The organism is Shewanella sp. MF05913, assembly GCF_059758095.1.
The window spans coordinates 431971-451350 of sequence record NZ_JCAYNT010000002.1; the positions used below are offsets into that span (position 1 = coordinate 431971).

The 19380-nt window shown below is 42.4% G+C and carries 19 protein-coding genes; 6 read left to right on the forward strand and 13 right to left on the reverse strand.

Annotation, left to right across the window (positions count from 1 at the left end; translation table 11 throughout):
* Positions 1 to 2: 2 nt before the first annotated feature.
* Positions 3 to 251, forward strand: a complete 249-nt coding sequence (locus tag AC19MV_RS05280) for a YheU family protein (protein ID WP_432399940.1) — start codon at positions 3 to 5, stop codon at positions 249 to 251.
* Between the two features lie 132 nt (positions 252 to 383).
* Positions 384 to 1280, forward strand: coding sequence for a phosphoribulokinase (locus tag AC19MV_RS05285; protein WP_432399941.1), 897 nt, complete (start codon positions 384 to 386; stop codon positions 1278 to 1280).
* Positions 1281 to 1526: 246 nt separating this feature from the next.
* Here AC19MV_RS05285 and AC19MV_RS05290 read toward each other — a convergent pair whose 3' ends face one another.
* Positions 1527 to 2306, reverse strand: a complete 780-nt coding sequence (locus AC19MV_RS05290; protein WP_498306166.1) for a tetratricopeptide repeat protein — start codon at positions 2304 to 2306, stop codon at positions 1527 to 1529.
* A 313-nt stretch (positions 2307 to 2619) separates the two neighbouring features.
* Between AC19MV_RS05290 and crp the strand changes: the two genes are divergently transcribed.
* From crp to AC19MV_RS05310, 4 genes are all read left to right on the forward strand, one after another.
* A complete protein-coding gene (gene crp / locus AC19MV_RS05295; protein ID WP_130598440.1) occupies positions 2620 to 3255 on the forward strand; it encodes a cAMP-activated global transcriptional regulator CRP in 636 nt (211 codons plus the stop codon).
* Positions 3256 to 3368: 113 nt separating this feature from the next.
* Positions 3369 to 3716, forward strand: coding sequence for a PepSY domain-containing protein (locus AC19MV_RS05300; protein ID WP_432399943.1), 348 nt, complete (start codon positions 3369 to 3371; stop codon positions 3714 to 3716).
* A complete protein-coding gene (locus AC19MV_RS05305) occupies positions 3697 to 4371 on the forward strand; it encodes a response regulator transcription factor (protein ID WP_188953670.1) in 675 nt (224 codons plus the stop codon). The genes AC19MV_RS05300 and AC19MV_RS05305 overlap by 20 nt, the downstream gene beginning before the upstream one ends.
* The gene (locus AC19MV_RS05310; protein ID WP_498306168.1) at positions 4368 to 5702 is read left to right on the forward strand and encodes an ATP-binding protein; all 1335 of its coding nucleotides are present in this window, start codon (positions 4368 to 4370) and stop codon (positions 5700 to 5702) included. Before AC19MV_RS05305 ends, AC19MV_RS05310 begins: the two co-directional genes overlap by 4 nt.
* 134 nt (positions 5703 to 5836) lie before the next feature.
* Here AC19MV_RS05310 and AC19MV_RS05315 read toward each other — a convergent pair whose 3' ends face one another.
* The 12 genes from AC19MV_RS05315 to petA all read right to left on the reverse strand — a co-directional run bounded on the left by AC19MV_RS05315 (position 5837) and on the right by petA (position 19089).
* Complete coding sequence (locus tag AC19MV_RS05315) at positions 5837 to 6637, reverse strand: DUF1338 domain-containing protein (RefSeq protein ID WP_498306170.1); 801 nt, start codon at positions 6635 to 6637, stop codon at positions 5837 to 5839.
* A gap of 75 nt (positions 6638 to 6712) precedes the next feature.
* A complete protein-coding gene (gene astD / locus AC19MV_RS05320; RefSeq protein WP_498306172.1) occupies positions 6713 to 8173 on the reverse strand; it encodes a succinylglutamate-semialdehyde dehydrogenase in 1461 nt (486 codons plus the stop codon).
* A 9-nt stretch (positions 8174 to 8182) separates the two neighbouring features.
* On the reverse strand, positions 8183 to 9202 hold the full coding sequence (gene astA, locus AC19MV_RS05325; RefSeq protein WP_432399948.1) for an arginine N-succinyltransferase: 1020 nt from the start codon (positions 9200 to 9202) through the stop codon (positions 8183 to 8185).
* Positions 9203 to 9321: 119 nt separating this feature from the next.
* Positions 9322 to 10539: an aspartate aminotransferase family protein gene (locus AC19MV_RS05330; protein ID WP_432399950.1), complete on the reverse strand. Its 1218-nt coding sequence runs from the start codon at positions 10537 to 10539 to the stop codon at positions 9322 to 9324.
* A gap of 336 nt (positions 10540 to 10875) precedes the next feature.
* The gene (locus tag AC19MV_RS05335) at positions 10876 to 12018 is read right to left on the reverse strand and encodes an HDOD domain-containing protein (protein WP_498306174.1); all 1143 of its coding nucleotides are present in this window, start codon (positions 12016 to 12018) and stop codon (positions 10876 to 10878) included.
* A gap of 102 nt (positions 12019 to 12120) precedes the next feature.
* Complete coding sequence (locus tag AC19MV_RS05340) at positions 12121 to 14604, reverse strand: S9 family peptidase (RefSeq protein WP_498306176.1); 2484 nt, start codon at positions 14602 to 14604, stop codon at positions 12121 to 12123.
* A 143-nt stretch (positions 14605 to 14747) separates the two neighbouring features.
* Entirely contained in the window at positions 14748 to 15317 is a 570-nt protein-coding gene (locus tag AC19MV_RS05345; RefSeq protein WP_498306178.1) for an anthranilate synthase component II, read from the reverse strand.
* A 74-nt stretch (positions 15318 to 15391) separates the two neighbouring features.
* Entirely contained in the window at positions 15392 to 15862 is a 471-nt protein-coding gene (locus AC19MV_RS05350) for a ClpXP protease specificity-enhancing factor (RefSeq protein ID WP_498306180.1), read from the reverse strand.
* The gene (gene sspA, locus AC19MV_RS05355; RefSeq protein ID WP_432399958.1) at positions 15862 to 16491 is read right to left on the reverse strand and encodes a stringent starvation protein SspA; all 630 of its coding nucleotides are present in this window, start codon (positions 16489 to 16491) and stop codon (positions 15862 to 15864) included. Before sspA ends, AC19MV_RS05350 begins: the two co-directional genes overlap by 1 nt.
* Positions 16492 to 16586: 95 nt before the next feature.
* Positions 16587 to 17285 carry a cytochrome c1 gene (locus tag AC19MV_RS05360; protein WP_498296658.1) on the reverse strand — a complete coding sequence of 233 codons (699 nt, stop codon included), beginning with the start codon at positions 17283 to 17285 and terminating at the stop codon, positions 16587 to 16589.
* Entirely contained in the window at positions 17285 to 18499 is a 1215-nt protein-coding gene (locus tag AC19MV_RS05365) for a cytochrome b (RefSeq protein WP_498296659.1), read from the reverse strand. The genes AC19MV_RS05360 and AC19MV_RS05365 overlap by 1 nt, the downstream gene beginning before the upstream one ends.
* Positions 18499 to 19089, reverse strand: coding sequence for a ubiquinol-cytochrome c reductase iron-sulfur subunit (petA, locus tag AC19MV_RS05370; protein WP_432399964.1), 591 nt, complete (start codon positions 19087 to 19089; stop codon positions 18499 to 18501). The genes AC19MV_RS05365 and petA overlap by 1 nt, the downstream gene beginning before the upstream one ends.
* Positions 19090 to 19380 lie beyond the last annotated feature (291 nt).

The window sequence follows — 19380 nt, forward strand, 5'->3', positions numbered from 1 at the left end:
CCATGCTTGTCCCGTATGAGGCATTATTGTCATTGCCCCAAGAAACACTTCAAGGAATGATTAAAGAGTATTTATTATCGCAACTTGAAGATGGCAGCTTTAGTGATGTTGACGAGCAGCAGCTGGCTTATGCTACGGAGCGTTGTAAACTCGCCCTTAAAAAAGGCGAACTGGTGGTTGAGTACAGTGAAGATGATGAATCTATCGCGATCCGTCAGCGCGAACATATTTCAGCAAGAGTTAATGATTAACCTGCATGCTTAAGCAATAATTCTATATAAATATTAACGTTATGACCTGTGATTAATTGACCCATAGGTGATGATTACCGTATAACTAGTGATTCGATTTTCTTTGGTGAATCACAAACGTAGGCGAATAACATGTCAGCAAAACATCCTATTATTGCTGTAACCGGTTCATCTGGTGCTGGCACTACCACCACGACAACCGCCTTTACTCATATATTCAGGCAACTTGGTGTTAATGCCGCATTTGTAGAAGGCGACAGTTTTCATCATTTCACTCGCGCAGAAATGGAAGTATTAATCCGTAAGTCGCAAGCTGAAAATCGTAATATTAGCTATTTTGGTCCTGAAGCCAACAACTTTAAAAAACTAGAAGAATGCTTCATTAGCTATGGCGATACCGGTAATGGACAAACCCGCAGTTATTTACATACCTTTGATGAAGCGGTGCCTTTTAACCAAATGCCAGGTACTTTCACGCAATGGCGTGACTTGCCAGAAAACACCGACATGCTGTATTACGAAGGCTTACATGGTGGAGTGGTAACCGATGATGCTGACGTGGCAAAACACGTCGATTTACTGATTGGTATGGTGCCCATTGTTAACTTAGAGTGGATTCAAAAAATCATTAGGGACACCACTGAACGTGGTCACAGCCGTGAAAAAGTCATGGGCTCTATTGTGCGCAGTATGGACGATTATATTAATCACATGACACCGCAGTTCTCACGCACTCATATCAACTTTCAACGAGTGCCTACCGTTGACACATCTAACCCATTTAGCGCTAAAGATATTCCCAGTCTTGACGAAAGCTTTGTAGTGATCCGCTTTCGCGGCATTAATAACGTCGACTTCCCTTATTACCTGAACATGATCCAGGGATCGTTCATGTCGCGAGTTAATACGCTAGTGGTACCGGGAGGTAAAATGTCCTTAGCCATGGAGCTTATCTTAACGCCACTGATTAAAGACTTAATCGACAAACGAATAGAGTTACAAAACATCAATGATATCAAGCCCGATTAAGCTTGATTTAAGTCAATAGCACTAAGATTGTTTTATCGTGATTTCAAGCGAAATAACGGCAGTTGATGTGCTTGGGGCGCTAATTCCCCCTTTTTTCTGTTAGCGTGTTAAGCACATCAACGATTACCTAGCACTCGCGCTTTTAATCATGCTCACCCATTCAGTTACTCGCAACTACACTCTCGGAGCCACATTCTCGGAACATCATTCTCGACACACCAACAAGACTGACTTATGGCAGAACAATTACATTAACGGGATAATTTCACGGTATGCTTGGTTATTCTGGTATTGCTTTAAGCGCTGTATAAACTCATCACTGTGCGCAAGTGCAGGGTTTTGTTTTAAAGCCTCGATGGCTTTCTTTTGTGCATCGATTGCAGAAGTAAAATCACCAATCTCTGCATAACCAGCGGCTAAATTGTCTAGCACGGTTGGATCATTTTGATTTTGCTCTAACAGTTTAAGTGACATAGACACTGCACGTGAACCGTCACGATACTCAGCTTCTGGGCAAGTTGCTAAAATCCACGCTACATTCCCCATAGATACGGTATCACCAGCAGTATTAAACTGCACCATAGCCTTGCCACAGTTACGAACTACGCCATCGCCACCAGCAGAATAGATAAAGCCTAAACGAAAATTAGCCCACTTATCGCCTTGTTCGGCCATCACTAAATACCATTTCTCCGCTAAGGCCAAATCACGAGGAAATAATTTACCTTCAAAGGCCAAATCTGCAACGGTTTGCTGGGCTTTAATATGGTTTTGTGCTGCAGCTTGTGTCACCCAGGTTAATCCTGCGTTGGTATCTTGGCTCACAAACCGACCCGATAAATACATCAAACCTAAAAGAAATTGTGCATCGGCATCGCCTTGTTTGGCTTTTATTTGTATATGCACCAGTTTACTGGCGGCTTGAGACTCAATGGTTGGCGGTACATAAAATGCTTGAGAGGGTAAACTTAATACGCTAAACGCCACTAAGCATGCAGCCGTTGTTATTTGACTCAATTTTTTCACGCACACCTCTACAACAATTTGTGGTATTAATAAATAACAGTAGCTAACTCGCCTAGCCAATTCAATAGACAGCCCGTGAAGCGAATAATTCAATAGACTTGACGGTTAAAACAATACGATAGAGTATGGCGTATAAAATAAAAAGCTGACGTTGATCACAAACAAAAGAAATTTAATCAACTATTTAACAAGTTAATATACACTACTGACACTTCTAAATACGATCTCTATCAAAGTTTTTACGATTGTAATAGCGTAGAATGCTTAATTAGACATTACTTACTTTCATTTTTAATCAATCGAGGAATATCGTATGGCTCTGATTGGTAAGCCAAAACCTGACCCAACATTAGAATGGTTTCTTTCACATTGTCACATTCACAAGTACCCAGCAAAGAGCACATTGATCCACGCGGGTGAAGATTCTGACACGTTATATTACATCGTAAAAGGTTCTGTTGCTGTATTGATCAAAGATGAAGAAGGTAAAGAAATGATCCTTTCTTATCTTAATCAAGGCGACTTCATCGGTGAACTTGGTTTATTTGAAGAACAAGCAGAACGTACTGCTTGGGTTCGCGCTAAACAAGCGTGTGAAATTGCCGAAATTTCGTATAAGAAATTTAAGCAATTGATTCAAGTTAACCCAGAAATCTTAATGAAGCTTTCTGCGCAAATGGCCTATCGCTTACAAAGCACAAGTCAAAAAGTCGGTGATTTAGCCTTCTTAGACGTTGCGGGACGCATTGCACAAACACTATTGCACCTAGCAAAACAACCCGATGCTATGACACATCCTGACGGAATGCAGATTAAAATAACCCGTCAAGAAATTGGTCAAATTGTAGGTTGTTCACGTGAAACTGTTGGCCGTATTTTGAAGATGCTTGAAGAGCAAAACTTAATCCAAGCACACGGTAAAACAATAGTGGTTTACGGTACACGCTAACCCTATAGGCGCGATTTAAGCGTCAATCATGCTCTACTTCAGCTTGATTTAAGCCTAGATTATTAAAGTGGTGTTCATACTCTGAACGCCACTTTTTTTATTTGGGAGCGAACATGAATAGCTTGTTCATCGCCACAATCAGCTTAATGGCCCTGTCCATTAATCAGCAAGATATTTCTGTTACCGAATTCCCGCTTGATCATGATAAAGTCCAAAAATTAGTGACTTCTGGTAATATACGTCCATTAGATGACTATTTAACTTGGGTGTCGCAATATTGTGATGGCCATTTAGTCGATGCTCAGCTTTACCAATATCAAGATAAGTGGCGTTATGATTTACAATTTAAACTCGCCCAAGGACATGTTATTAATCTGCAGTTAGATGCAGTTAATGGCATGCAAGACCCGTTGCCACAATTACCGAGCGAATGTACTAAACATGAAACTGTTACTCGTTGAAGATAACCCATTACTGGTCGCCGAGCTTGAAAAACAACTCAAGCAGGCAGGTTATATTACTGACGTTACCGATAAAGCGGTTGAAGCCGATTATCTAATGAAAGAAACGGAATACGATTGCGTTATTTTAGATATTGGCTTACCCGATGGTAATGGTTTATCGCTGGTAACCCAGTGGCGCGAACGTGGCGTAAGTACGCCAGTTATCATGCTCACGGCCCGCAGCCAGTGGCATGAGAAAGTAGAAGGGTTTAACGCTGGAGCTGATGATTACTTAGGCAAACCATTTCATGCACAAGAATTACTTGCCCGTATTCAGGCATTAATTCATCGAGCCCATGGTCGTGCAAACTCAGCGTCTAAACTGTTGTGCTATGGTGGTGTTAACTTAGATGAAAACGAACAGAAAGTGACCGTTGGTGAGCAAGAATATGAGCTAACATCGATGGAGTTTAGGCTATTAAAGATTTTTTTAATGTCGCCTAAAAAGCTACTGTCAAAGTCTCAACTTACCGATAAGCTGTATCAATTTGACGATGAGAAAGAAAGTAATGTAGTCGAAGTTTACGTTACCCATTTACGTAAAAAGCTGGGTAAAACCACCATTGAAACGCGTCGCGGACAAGGTTATATCTTTCACGGTTTAGTGGAATGATGTCGATTCGCTTTAAGCTCAGCCTGTGGCTGAGTGGCCTTATTATCATCGCAACCTTGATTGGTTTATTTCTGTTCGAATCAATGTTGCGTGATGCCTTTCATGACTCAATCATTAATCGTCTAGAAGAAGATTTAGAACACATCATTATTGCTACACGCTTAGAAGACGGCGAATTGGTAATAGACCAAAATCAATTATCCAGTTTTTATCGACCCGCTTACTCTGGTCGTTACTTCCAATTAAACCTGCCAAACCAAACCATTCGCTCGCGATCCTTGTGGGATGCTGAGCTACACATTGTTAATTTAGAGGCTCAGCAAAAGCGCGTTTGGCAAGCCAAAGGCCCGAAAAACAATGATATGCAATTATTATCGATTGGCATCGGTGCGCCAGATAGTGATAACACTGCAACGCTTACTGTAGCGCAAGATCTCAGTATTGGACGTCGTGTATTTAGTGAAATTTTTGGCACCAAACTGGCCATTAATATTGGCATGTTACTGGCAATGATTGCCGGGATTTTCATTATCTTGCGCCAATCGTTTAAACCTGTTAATCAAATCCAAGGAGCCCTAGCCAAGCTTCGTGAAGGTGATATAGCCTCACTTGAAATAGCTCAAATTCCAGCTGAAATTCGCCCATTAGCTGAAACCTACAACCAATTATTAGATTACACAGCCAAGCAAATAGAGCGCAGTCGTAATAACTTAGGCAACTTAAGCCATGGCTTAAAAACACCTCTAGCGGTGATGCAGCAACAAGTCGAAGCCTTAGGGTTATCTCACCCAGAAGCGGCAATGGCGATGCAGCAGCAATTAGACTTAGTGCACAAAATGATTGAACGTAAGTTAGCAGCGGCGCGCATTACTGGCGATATGTTGCCTGCCGCGCAATTGGCCGTGCCCAAAGATTTCGACAGTTTAATTAATACCCTGCATAAAGTGCATCGCCAGCGTGATATTCACTGTGTGGTCATTAATCCAGATAACATTAGCAGGCTCCCCATCCATCGTGAAGATGGAATGGAGCTATTTGGAAATTTGCTCGACAATGCCTTTAAATGGACAAATACCCAGGTTAATGTGCACATTAAGCAAATGCAGAATGGCGATATTTCGCTACAAATTGAAGACGACGGCAATGGAGTAGAACAAGATAAAATGGCATCGTTGACAGCCAGAGGCACCCGCTTAGATGAAGCGACAATGGGCCATGGCTTAGGGTTATCTATTGTTAAAGAGATTTGCGAACAATATGGTTTTAGTTTGCAATTTAGCCGAAGTGAGACGCTAAACGGACTGGGTGTCACCATTGTCATGGGGCAATAGCCATGTGGCAATAGCCATCAACCCATCGTCATGAAGCAATCGTCATGAAGCAATCGTCATGACCCCATCGTTATGAATCCATAAAAAAGACCTGCTTGATTGCTCAAGCAGGTCTTTTTTTGACGCTACTGACACTACATCATTGCGTTGGTACTTTCGAAAATTTTATCAGCAGATGCCGCAACGAAACCGGTATACAGCTTGCCGTTTTCCATTGGGTAACGACGAGCAAACTCGTAGAAACAACTTGGAATTTCAGCATCGCCATCCGTGAAGTTAACCACTACTTTATCGGCCATGGTAGATGACTGCTCTAACAACACCTCTGGTGTGCCTTTAATTTCGCCACCCGACCCATTAAGTACAAAACCGGCATCTTTAAGTGCCTGGTTAACATCTTCAATGCGTTCAAACTGCGGTAAATCGTTAATCGATACCGTAAAGTGATTAGCACGGTAACCTAAAGCGGCAACCCAAGCAGCATATTCACTCTCAGCCAACAACGCTTTGTAAGTTGATTTATCCAGGCTCCAGTGGCGACCAGAATAAATAAAATTATCTGCGGTTGTGGCGGCAACATCAACTTGCTCAATTAAACCATGAATGGTTTTTTGCAGTTCGGGGCTAAACTCTTCTACCAGCAACTCAGAGATAAATACCTTAGGCTGAGTTGGGTCTGGGTGCTCAAAATGTTTAGCGACTAGCTTTTTTTGCTCAAACTTGTAATCGCCACAGTCAACATAACCCATTGAAGTAAAATGCTCAGCCAATACACTGAGATTAACTTTGGCGATATTAAACGTGCGCAGTGCAATATGATCATTAATGATCGCGGCGCCGTGGCCAAGCAATTGATGAATTTTCGCCGCTGAAGGTGTCATCTTAATATAGTCTTGCCATAACTCGGCAAACAAAGCATTAACGTCAGTATGCATGGTTAAATCCTTATAATAAGGCTGGTGATATCATGTCAATATCACCAGCACCAATCATGCGATGGACTTATCAACTTAAATTGATAAACCAGGGCTTAAAGTGGCAGGTAGGCTGACAGAGTCAGCTTCCATTGAAGCAACAGGATAAGCACAGTAGTCAGCAGCATAAAATGCACTGGCACGGTGGTTACCCGATGCCCCAACACCACCAAACGGTGCAGCGCCTGATGCGCCAGTGATTTGCTTATTCCAGTTAACAATACCAGCACGAATGCGGGCTAAGAAATAATCATAATCTTCACGGCTGTCAGCTAATAAACCAGCAGATAAACCATAACGCGTTGCATTGGCTAAATGGATTGCTTGGTCAAAGTCGCGATAACGAACAAGTTGCAATAACGGACCAAAGTATTCTTCATCTGGTAAGTCGGCAATAGGCGTTACGTCAATCAAACCAGGTGTCACAATCCCTTTACCGGCTTCAACTTGTGTCAATTCAATTAACGATACACCGCCAAGCGATTGCAATGTGGCTTGCGCAGCAACCATGCCACGAGCGGCCGTTTCAGAGATCATCGATCCCATAAATGGTTGCGGCTGTACATTCCAAGCGCCCACTTTGATTTGCTTAATCGCAGTGACAAGTTCAGCAATTAGCGCATCACCCTGTGCACCTTCTTCTATGTATAAACGACGGGCACAGGTACAACGCTGACCAGACGAAATATAAGCAGATTGAATGATGTCATGTACTGCAGCCTTGGTGTCGGTAACGCCTTTAACGATAAGCGGGTTATTGCCGCCCATTTCTAAGGCTAAAATCTTACCAGGATGACCTGCATATTGTTGATGTAAAATGTGTCCAGTGCGCGAGCTACCAGTAAAGAATAAGCCATCAATTTGCGGGTGAGAAGCCAGTGCTTTACCGGTTTCGACTTCACCTTGAACAAGGTTAACAACACCTTGAGGCAAACCTGCTTTATCCCAGCATTTCAGCATTAACTCAGCGACTTTGGGTGTTAGCTCAGACGGCTTAAACACCACGGTGTTACCGGCAAGCAATGCTGGCACAATGTGGCCATTAGGCAAATGCCCTGGGAAGTTATAAGGGCCAAATACTGCCACGACACCATGCGGTTTATGACGTAATACAGCACGCCCTGCGGGTAAGTCGTTTGTTTCTGTTCCTGTACGTTTGTCATGCGCTTTAGCAGACAAACCAATTTTACCAATCATCGCGCCCACTTCTGTGGCCGTTTCCCATTGTGGCTTACCGGTTTCTTGGGCGATTGTTTCAGCGATTTCATCTTTATTTGCTTCTAGTTGTGCACGATACGCTTCGACAATGGCCAAGCGAGCTTCATAGCCCAACATAAACCAATCAAACTGGGCTGCACGGGCAGCATCAACCGCAGCATTAACCTGGCTTGGTGTGGCGGTTTTACCTTGCCAAATCACTTCACCGTTTGCTGGATTGCTTGAGTTAACATCATGACCTTCGCCAGCTAACCACTGACCTTGAATATATTGTGTCATTTCTTACTCCTACATTGCTAAAACACGAATTTGCTCGCCATCGCTAACCAGTAAACCAGCTGCAATTTCTGGGCTAAGAACAACATCGTCGTGTTCATCAGAGACCAACAGTTTGGCCGCTGATGCACGATAATCAGCCAGCGACGTGTTGGAAATAATAAAATGATGATCTGCGTGTGGCATTTTGCCAATCGACACCGTGAGTAAGCGGCTTTTTTTAACCGAGCGAATTTCGCTCAGAGCGCACTCAACCGTTGGACCACCATCAAAAATATCGACGTAATTACGGAATTTAAAGCCTTCGGCTTGTAATAATCGCAGTGCTGGCTTGGTATTTTTATGGACTTCGCCAATCACTTTTTGTGCCTTTTTAGGCAACATGCAAACATACACAGGATTGCGTGGCATCATTTCGGCCATAAACGCTTTTTTGCCTAAACCAGACAAATAGTCTGCTTCAACAAAATCGATGCCTAAAAAATGATGTTGTAGCCATTCGTAAAACGGAGACTCACCATGGTCATCACTTACGCCGCGCATTTCAGCAATGACAGTTTCGCCAAAACGCTGTGGATGCTGAGCTAATAATAGAAAACGCGAACGCGACAGCATGCGGCCATTATTGCCTTTTCGATATGCGTCTTTTAAAAACAGAGTGCACACTTCTGCAGCGCCAGTATAGTCATGGCATAACGTGAGGGTTTCAACTTCATTGCGCACAGAAATTTGCTGAGAGTGATAAACCTCAGTACCTAAACGGTAATGATAGAAAGCATCTTGCATGCCGACGGCAGCTTCAACACCACAAGTACCAACAACTTCATTGGTTTTGGTGTCTTCAAGCACCATTAAGTAGCCTTCGTCAAAAGGCTTATCAATTTGCTTAGTAAAAGATGCTTCTGCCCTAGCGATCTTTGAACGCAGTAACTCTTCGTTTACTGGTAAAGATGTGAAACCGTGGCCTGACTCAACTGCGATACTATAAAGTGCATCGTAATCACTAGCACGGATAGGACGTATGATTAACATCTTAATCTCCTCATTGCACCACTAGCTTGCAGCGCTGATAGTTTACCCACCAACGCAACAAACCATTATGGCGAACCCAAACAACTAGAGTGCAAGCCACGCTTGCACTCAGTTGTTCATTAACCAGCTACTACTTTTGCAACAGCACGTTCAAAACGCGCTAAGCCTTCAGCAATATCAGCTTCTGGGATCACTAATGATGGAGCAAAACGCACCACGTTTGCACCAGCAATTAAGCTCATTAATCCTTCGGCAACTGATGCAACTAAAAATTCGCGGCTACGGCCTTCGTATTTTTCGTTTAATACCGCACCAAGCAACAAACCTTTACCACGCACTTCACTAAATACGTTGTATTTAGCATTAATGGCCGCTAAACCATCACGGAATAACTGTTCACGATGCTTAACGCCATCAAGCACTTCTTTGGTGTTTACTACGTTCATTACTGCGTTACCCACGGCACACGCCAATGGATTACCACCATAAGTAGAACCATGCGTGCCAACCTTTAAGTGAGCAGCAATTTTAGCCGTTGTTAGCATGGCTGCGATTGGGAAACCGCCACCTAATGCTTTAGCACTGGTTAAAATATCAGGCACGATGTCGGTACCCATGTAAGCAAATAGCTCACCAGTACGGCCCACACCGGTTTGTACTTCATCAAAAATAACCAAAGCATCATGCTTATCCGCTAAACGGCGCACAGCTTTTAAGAACTCAGGGTCACCATTGATAATTCCGCCTTCGCCTTGTAATGGCTCGAGCATAATGGCGCAAGTTTTGTCTGAAATTACCGCTTCTAGTGCAGCAATATCATTAAATGGTACGTGAGTAATACTTTGTGGCTTAGGGCCGAAACCGTCTGAATAAGCAGCTTGTCCGCCAACGGTTACAGTAAAGAATGTACGGCCGTGGAATGCTTTGTCGAAAGCAATAATTTGGTCTTTGTCAGCACTATGGTTATCTAATGCATAACGACGGGCTAATTTAAGCGCGGCTTCGTTTGCTTCTGCGCCAGAGTTGGCAAAATAAACTCGTTCAGCAAAGGTTGAGTTAACCAATTTAGTGGCTAATTCAAGCGCTGGCTCGTTGGTCATGACGTTTGATAAGTGCCACAGCTTTTCGCCCTGCTCTTTTAATGCAGACACTAAAGCAGGGTGGCAATGACCTAAACAATTAACTGCAATACCACCAGCAAAATCGATGAATTCATTGCCTTCTTGATCCCATACACGGCTACCCGCTCCGCGAACAGGAATAACGGCTGCAGGCGCATAATTAGGCACCATGACTTCATCGAATTGGGCACGGGTTAGATTCATTTCTAGACTCATTGCATTTCATCCTTCAGGTTATAAGCAGCTTGAAAGCCGCTGTTTCCGCTGTTTGCTTTATATTCTGTAAGTGCATTGGCGGAAGCTTGTGTTATTTATGGGACATTATTAGCGAAAATGTGATCAAAATACCAGTTCTGTACAATTAACTTCTGCAGGCGACAGGTCTATTCTGCATAAAGATTGAAAAATATGACTAAATAAAGCGTTTATTGGGGGGCTAACAAGCATAAATAGTCATAAAAAAAGTTATTTCAACGTATTTTGTGTACCTATTCACCAAAAGTGAATAACTACACAAATTTAACATTTAGCAATATTGGATATTTGGTTCGCTTAAAGTAAATCAAGCTTACGAAAGTTTTGCGCTTTCAGTCGCAGCAGTTCTTGGGGAGAAAACTCGTAATAATCAAACATGATGCGTCTCTCTTGCGGGTCGATTAGCTGCTGCTCTTCTAATAATAGCACTTTGGCATAACAACTTGCTTTGGCCACAATGGCTGCATCGGCTGATAACTCAGAAAAATGATAATCATGATCAAGTTCTTTCAACACACAGGTCATTTTCGAATCTTCAAACTTCAATAAATTGAGCAACTGCCAATTTAACGTATGGCCATGTTGCATCACCTGTTCAAATACAGATTCTGCCGGAAAGTCGGTGGCCATAATCGCGTCATACACTTGTTTATCTCGACTTTGACTTGCCTCTCTTAGCCAAGTTCCCCATGTTTTATCGAAAATCTGGCCACTTTGACTCAAAATAATTGAGGTCGCAAATTGGTACATTAGCGCGCAAGTATATGTCAGACTTGGCTCTTTATTATGCAGCTCAGCTAAGGCTTGTGCCGCAATTGCGCTCATGATGCTGTAGCGCCATAACTTGCGGGTTATCCATAATAAGTTGGCATTCCCTGACGGTAACCAGTTACGTAAACAAAAATACGGGATCAATAAGCGAAGGTTTTCTAAACCAATGTAATTTATCACCAATTTGATATCGGTAACTTGTACATCTGAGTTTTTCGGGCGCCTGTGTCGTGAGGTTGGACTGTTGATCAAATTAATTAAATCGCGGCATAACCAGCTATTATCTTCAATAATCGGTCGCAAACGGTTTAAGTTTAGATCCGGGCTTAACAGTAAATCTAATAACAACACTTGGCTTTCGGTAATGCCCGCTGACTCAATAATAGACAGAGGGTTTATCATTTGATGTTCAACAGCATTATTGACGGTATGCGTTAAGTGACTAGAAACTTCGAAGTATATATGGCGTTCTTGCACTTGTTTTTCTATGCGCAGTTTTAACGCTTTACGTTCTATATCAAGTTTATTGGCACTTTCTTCTATTTCGGTATTCAGTTCATCTAACATTGAACCCACAACGTGTTTACCCACAATAAGCTGATTGTAGAGTCGACGTTCTATTTCGATGACTTTTCCGGGTCTTACGCCACCCGCGACTGATATTGCCACTCAACACTACCCTTGAATATGATGTTAGGAGTAATCATAAAAATTAAGGCTCTCCAAAGAAAGCCTTAATACGATTTTATTTACTAATTTGGAACTCAGTAGCTATTTTAGCTCTTGCTCAAATAATTTATAAATACGACGGTATTCATCTAACCAGCTAGACGGTTGCACAAACCCGTGCGGTTCAACCGGATAAATAGCGGTTTCAAACATCGGTTTTTCAAGTTCAATTAACCGTTGTACCATGCGCACGCTATCTTGGAAAAACACGTTGTCATCTAATACGCCACTCATAATTAACAATGGTTTTTGTAATCCGTGAGCATGCTCTATTGGTGAGCTACGCTCATAAGCAATAGGATCAACGTCAGGCGTATTTAAAATGTTAGCCGTATAAGGCGCATTATAATGAGCCCAATCGCTTACAGGGCGTAATGCGGCGCCTGCTTGGAATAGCTCAGGTTCATTAAATAAAGCCATAAAGGTTAAGAAACCACCGTAAGAACCGCCGTAAGTGCCCACACGTTTTGCATCCACATTGGCGTTACTCGCCAACCAAGCAACACCATCTTTTAAATCTTCAACTTCAGGATGGCCCATGTTGCGATAAACCGCAGTGCGCCAATCACGTCCATAACCTTTTGAACCGCGGTAATCCATGTCCATGACCACATAACCTTGTTGGGTTAATAAGTTATGGAACATAAACTCACGAAAATACCCAGAAAATCCATAATGCGCATTTTGTAAATAACCCGCGCCATGGTTAAACACTACCGCGGGATATTTATCGGCTTGCTTAGCATCATAACCTTGCGGCAAATACACTCGGGCGTAAACTTGCCCTGCTCCGTGGCTTGATGGTACGGCAACAACCTGTGGCGCTTGCCAAGGGTATTGTTTAAATGTGTCGCTGGTATAGTGAGTCAGCGGTTTAATTCCCCCCCCAATCGGTTGAATAAATAACTCATCGGGGCTTGTTGTCGCTGAGGCCGTTAACAATAATGCGCTACCGTCTGGGCTTAAGCTGTAATCTAATGTGCCAAACCATTGGGTTAATTGCTCACTTTTACCCGTAGCGACCGCTACTCGATAAACATTGTAGCTCCCTGGATGATCTTTGTTGGCACGATAATAAATGTGCTTACCATCAGGAGATAAGGTCACATTATCAACCACATATTTACCGCTTGTTAGCGCAGTAATCTTACCTGAGGCCGATTTAGTATATAAATGAGAAAAACCTGACTCCTCAGACAAATAATAAACAGAGTCTGTCCCGGTTATCCAACCAAACTGATTATAGTTATAGTTAACCCATGCATTATCGTGTAAACGATGTTCGGTAATGAGTTTGCCCTTTTGCAGGTCTACACGCGCAATCCAGCGATCTTTGTTATCAACAGCTTCAACCATCACCATCAACTGGTTATCGGTTTCACGCCACTGCATAGCGCTTTGACTCCACTCCCAATCTTGCATCAGTTGGATTAAACGTGGGGCTTTGACACTTTTATAGCTTTTGCCTTGGGCTTTAGCATTTTCGGCTTTAACACTGGCTAATACATCTTCATCAAACCCTGTTAAGCCTTCGATAGTGATGTCTTTTTTAGTGTGTTCAATAAGATCAAGTAACACTAAACGTTGGCCAGGAAAGGCATCTTCAGCGACACGCGCTCGTGCAGGAACGGCATCAACATAACCGTCTTTACCTAAATAATTAGGCATAATGTCGTGCTCTGCTCGCCAGGTATAATTTTTGTCGGTGAGAGCCAACATCACATAACGACCATCTGGCGATAGGCTCATTTCTGAGACCGTTTCAGAGTCACCTAAATACCATGGTTGAGCTGAAAATGTGGGATCTGCTTTAGCCAATGATTCACGATAATCTTCACGGGCCTTGTCATTGTTATGTTGCAGCGCAACATAACCCATTAAACGATGTTGTTGCTTGGCAATATAACTACTTGGCTCTTCTGTGCCTGTCGGCTCATTAACCATTTGAATCGCTGCAATTTGCTCAACCATGCCAGTGGTTTGATGCAGGCGGAAAATATTGTTGCCTTGCCAATAAGCAAGATCGCCATTATTCAAAAAACGCACGCCACTTATCGCATCATTTTGACGAGTTATTTGACTAATATCACCACTTTGAAGGTTTTTAACAAACACATTGCCTTGGTAAATATACGCCTTTTGAGATTTGGCTTGGTTAATCACACCATTACGTTGGTCAGCTAAATGCAGCTGAGAAAGTTCAAGCTGGTTGGCCGTTGTTGCTGTAATACTTTGCTGATAATAATCACGAACAGGTGACTGATGAGCTTGGCGACTAAAATACACTGACTGACTGTCGTCACTCCAATAAGCACCCTGGGCTAAAATGCCCATCCAATCTGGATTAGCCATTATTTGCTTGAGTGTTAGCGCCTGTTCAGCTTGAACAGGTGTAGCTAGTGCTACGGTAATTTGTGCAGGTATCGCAGTGGTTGTCACCGTTGTGGAGTCGACAGTGGCAGCACAGCCACCCATCATGGCCAATGAAACTGCACTAATGGCAAAGTGTCGCAAAAAGCTGTTCATGTTCGTCCCTTTTATTATTTTTAAGCGCTATTTATAGCATATTATACGTAAGATTGACCGGGGGTGAATGTCTGAAGTTGTAACATAAAATACGCTCAACATATCAAAAACTTGAAGTGTATGCTTATTGATATAACGATAGATTACGCACGTAAAAAGTTAGCCAGTAACTCATGGCCTTGCTGGGTTAAAATCGATTCTGGATGAAACTGTACGCTGTATATACCTAACGACTGATTACTCATGGCCATAATTTCACGACCGTGGATCGGATCATCATACCAAGCATCGAGTTCAAATCCCTTGGGAATACTGTCAATGAGCAGTGAATGGTAACGGGTAACTTGTAAAGGTAGTGCTAGCTCAGAAAATAAGCCTTGTTGATTATGTTGTATTAAACTGGTTTTACCATGCATCACACGCTTAGCACGGATCACATTAGCACCAAAGACTTGCGCTATCGCTTGATGACCTAAACACACCCCTAAAATTGGAATTTTCCCGGCAAAATGGGCGATTGCAGCAAGTGATATACCCGCTTCGTTTGGGGTGCAAGGGCCGGGTGAAATCACTAAATGGCTAGGCGCTAATGCTTCAATTTGTTCAAGAGTAATGTCGTCATTGCGTTTAACGATGATCGCTTGCTCCAGTGTTTGAAAATACTGAACCAGGTTAAACGTAAATGAATCATAATTATCAATCATCAATAACATTATCGATACTCGTCACTTTTTTTAGCTTAAAAAAAACCAGCCTTGCGACTGGTTTTATGTCCTAACATGGATAATTACTTAACCACGGTTAGGTGACTTCTGCGTTTCGCTTTATCGTCTGAACTGCTCGACTTAGTTGTTTTAGGCGCAGTTGTAGGCTCTTCAACAGACTTAATCGAAGATGGCACTGATAAAAGCTCATCATGCTCATCTTCAATCATGTAAGCATCTTCCATATCAAACACCGTACCTGCACCGTTTTCACGTGCATAAATGGCTACGATAGAGGCCATAGGTAAAAACACATTTTGTGGTACACCACCAAAACGTGCATTAAACTCTACGGCATCATTAGTCATATGAAGATTTGCCACAGCTCCAGTTGCAATGTTTAATACGATTTGACCGTCTTTAACAAATTGCTGCGGAACTTGAGTACCTTTAACAAAAGCGTCCACGACTACATGCGGTGTTAAATGGTTATCCATCAACCATTCATAATAAGCGCGCAATAAATACGGACGATTAGGTGTTATTGGTTTCATTACATTCCCATGCGCATTTCGCGCTCAGGCTCAGTTAATGACGCTTTAAACGATTCGCGCTCAAAAATACGAGTCATATAAGCATTGATTTCTTTTGCTGTACGAGGGTCTAAGTTAATCCCTAATACTGGTAAGCGCCATAATAATGGGCCTAAGTAGCAATCAGACAAACCAAATTCTTCGCTCATGAAATATGGCATTTCTGCAAATACCGGCGCTAAAGCAACTAAGCTTTCAGTTAACTCTTTACGCGCTGCATCAGCTTTTTCACCTTTACGGATACGCTCAACAAGCGCATACCAGTCGGTGTCGATTCTGTGCATCATCAAACGGCTTTGACCACGAGATACCGGGTAAACAGGCATTAATGGAGGATGCGGAAAACGCTCATCCAAGTATTCCATAATAATACGAGATTCATACAATACTAATTCGCGATCAACTAAGGTCGGTACTGAGTTGTATGGATTAACTTCAAGTAAATCTTCAGGCATTTCACTTGGGTCTACCTGCAAAACATCAACGGTAACCCCTTTTTCAGCCAATACGATACGTACTTGGTGACTATATAAATCATCGGCACCAGAAAAAAGTGTCATGATAGAGCGCTTGTTGGCAGCAACAGCCATTGATACTCTCCAGAATCTAAAAAAAACAAAACAAACGAGGGGCTAAGCCCCCCGTTTACAATATGCGGATAATGTATAATAACCGTTATTGCTAGCTAGTGTACATCTTTCCAGTACTCTTTCTTCAACAAATACGCAATGATGAAGAAAATAAACAAGAATCCAAGTACCCACATACCAAGAGCTTTACGCTCTAACTGTACAGGTTCAGCTGAGTAAACTAAGAAACCCGTGATATCACGAACTGCTTGGTCATACTCTTCTGCCGTCATTTTGCCACCAGTGGTAACAAAAGTGCCGTCTTCTTGTTTTACTGCAAGACCTTGTAAGTCTTGTAATACATGAGGCATACCCACTAATGGGAACACTGTGTTATTTACACCAAATGGACGAGTCTCATCAGCATAAAAACCTTTAAGGTATGAATATACCCAATCTTCACCACGTACACGAGCAACCAATGTTAAATCTGGAGGCGCAGCACCAAACCATTTAGCAGCATCGGCGGTAGGAATTGCGTTTTCCATTAAATCGCCAATTTTTGCATTGTTAAGAATGTACTTACTACGCATATCATCGGTAGAAATACCGAGATCTGTAGCAACACGTTCGTAACGCTGGTATTGAGTGCTATGACAACCAGAACAGTAGTGTTGAAATAAATCAACACCACGCACTAGCGACTCTTTATCATGCAAGTCAACGTTAGCACTTTCTAAGTGAACATTGTGTCCACTCGCTGCCATCGCCAAAGATGGCAACAATGTAACTAATGCAATTAATAACTTTTTCATTAGTGTGTCACCCTCGTTGGGACTTCTTTTGTTTTCTCATTTTTACTGTAAACCCATAAGGCTACGAAGAAAGCAAAGTAAGTGAAAGTGAAAATACGTGCCGCAATAGTTAACTCAGGCGTTGCAGGAACCACACCTAAATAACCAAGAATAATGAACGACACAGTAAACTGAGCAATGTTGATCTTGTGGATCGTGCTGCGATAGCGAATAGACTTCACTTTACAACGGTCAAGCCAAGGCAGAATAAATAACACTGCAATTGACAGACCCATACCAATAACACCCACTAACTTATCAGGGATAGCACGTAAAATGGCATAGAAAGGTGTGAAGTACCAAACTGGCGCAATGTGTTCTGGAGTTTTCATTGGGTTAGCCGCTTCAAAGTTTGGCTTTTCAAGGAAGTATCCACCGCCTTCAGGCATGAAGAACAACACATAACAGAACACAATTAAGAAGCCCGCTACACCCATAATATCTTTTACGGTGTAATAAGGGTGGAATGGAATAGCATCAACAGGCCAACCGTTCTCATCTTTGTTCTTTTTAATCTCAACACCATCAGGGTTATTTGAGCCAACTTCATGCAGTGCAATTAAGTGTAAGAACACTAATACAACTAACACAAGTGGCAGCGCAATAACGTGTAATGCAAAGAAACGGTTTAGCGTTGCACCCGAAATAACGTAGTCACCACGGATCCACAATGTTAGGTCATCACCAATGATAGGGATAGCGCCAAACAAAGAGATAATTACCTGTGCGCCCCAGTAAGACATTTGTCCCCAAGGTAGCAAGTAACCCATGAATGCTTCAGCCATTAGCACAAGGAAAATCAACATACCAAACAGCCATAACAGCTCTCTTGGTTTTTGATAGGAACCGTAGATTAATCCGCGGAACATGTGCATATAGATAACAAAGAAAAACGCCGATGCACCCGTTGAGTGCATATAACGTAATAACCAACCGTACTCAACATCACGCATGATGTACTCAACAGAAGCAAATGCGCCTTCTGCTGTTGGTACGTAATTCATGGTTAACCAAATACCCGTAAGTAACTGGTTAACTAAAACTAATAGCGCTAATGAACCAAAGAAATACCAAAAGTTGAAATTCTTTGGTGTCGCATATTGGCCCACGTGACGGTTATAAGTTGCCGTCATTGGGATGCGCGCATCAATCCAATCAATAATATTCTTAACCATTACGCCGCTCCTGTGTCTTCACCGATAATCACGGTAGCGTCATCGACATATTTGTGTGGCGGGATAACGAGGTTCAATGGTGCTGGAACACCCTGGAACACACGACCGGCCATGTCGAATTTAGAACCGTGACAAGGACAGAAGAAACCAGATGGTACACCTTCAACCTGCTCACCGAATGAATCGGGCAAATAAGTTGGTGAACAACCTAAGTGAGTACAGATACCGACTGCAATGAAGAATTCAGGCTTAATAGAACGTGCAGGGTTAGTTGCATATTCTGGTTGCTGCATTTCTTCAGAAGCAGGATCGCGTAATTGACCGTCTAAAGATTTAAGATTCTCTAATACAGCTTCTGTACGACGAACGACCCAAACCGGTTTTCCGCGCCATTCGACACGAATTAACTGACCTGGTTCTACTTTACTAATATTTACTTCGACCGGCGCACCTGCAGCTTTCGCCTTGGCGCTCGGATTCCATGACTTGATGAAAGGAACCGCTACAGCGACGGCACCAGCACCACCTACTACGGCGGTTGCGGCTGTCAGGAATCTGCGACGTCCGGTATCGACTGGCGCATTGCTCATCCACTTATCTCCCAGAGGGTGTTGGAATTTTTATATTTCAATACTTTAGCGACCATAATGGTAAAACGCTAAAATCATAGTTTGAGGCGGTGCTCATTATAGCGAAAAATTAGAACTAGATCATAGTGAAAACACGCATCTAAGTTGAGGATATTAACATTTTTTTCAAAATAGCATATAAATCAGCATCTTTTTAACAATCTTATCGATATTAACTTATAAAATAGTTTGATTTATTCCTATACCTAATCAACTGCTTATATACGTTTTAATCTAAAAACAGTAAAAAGT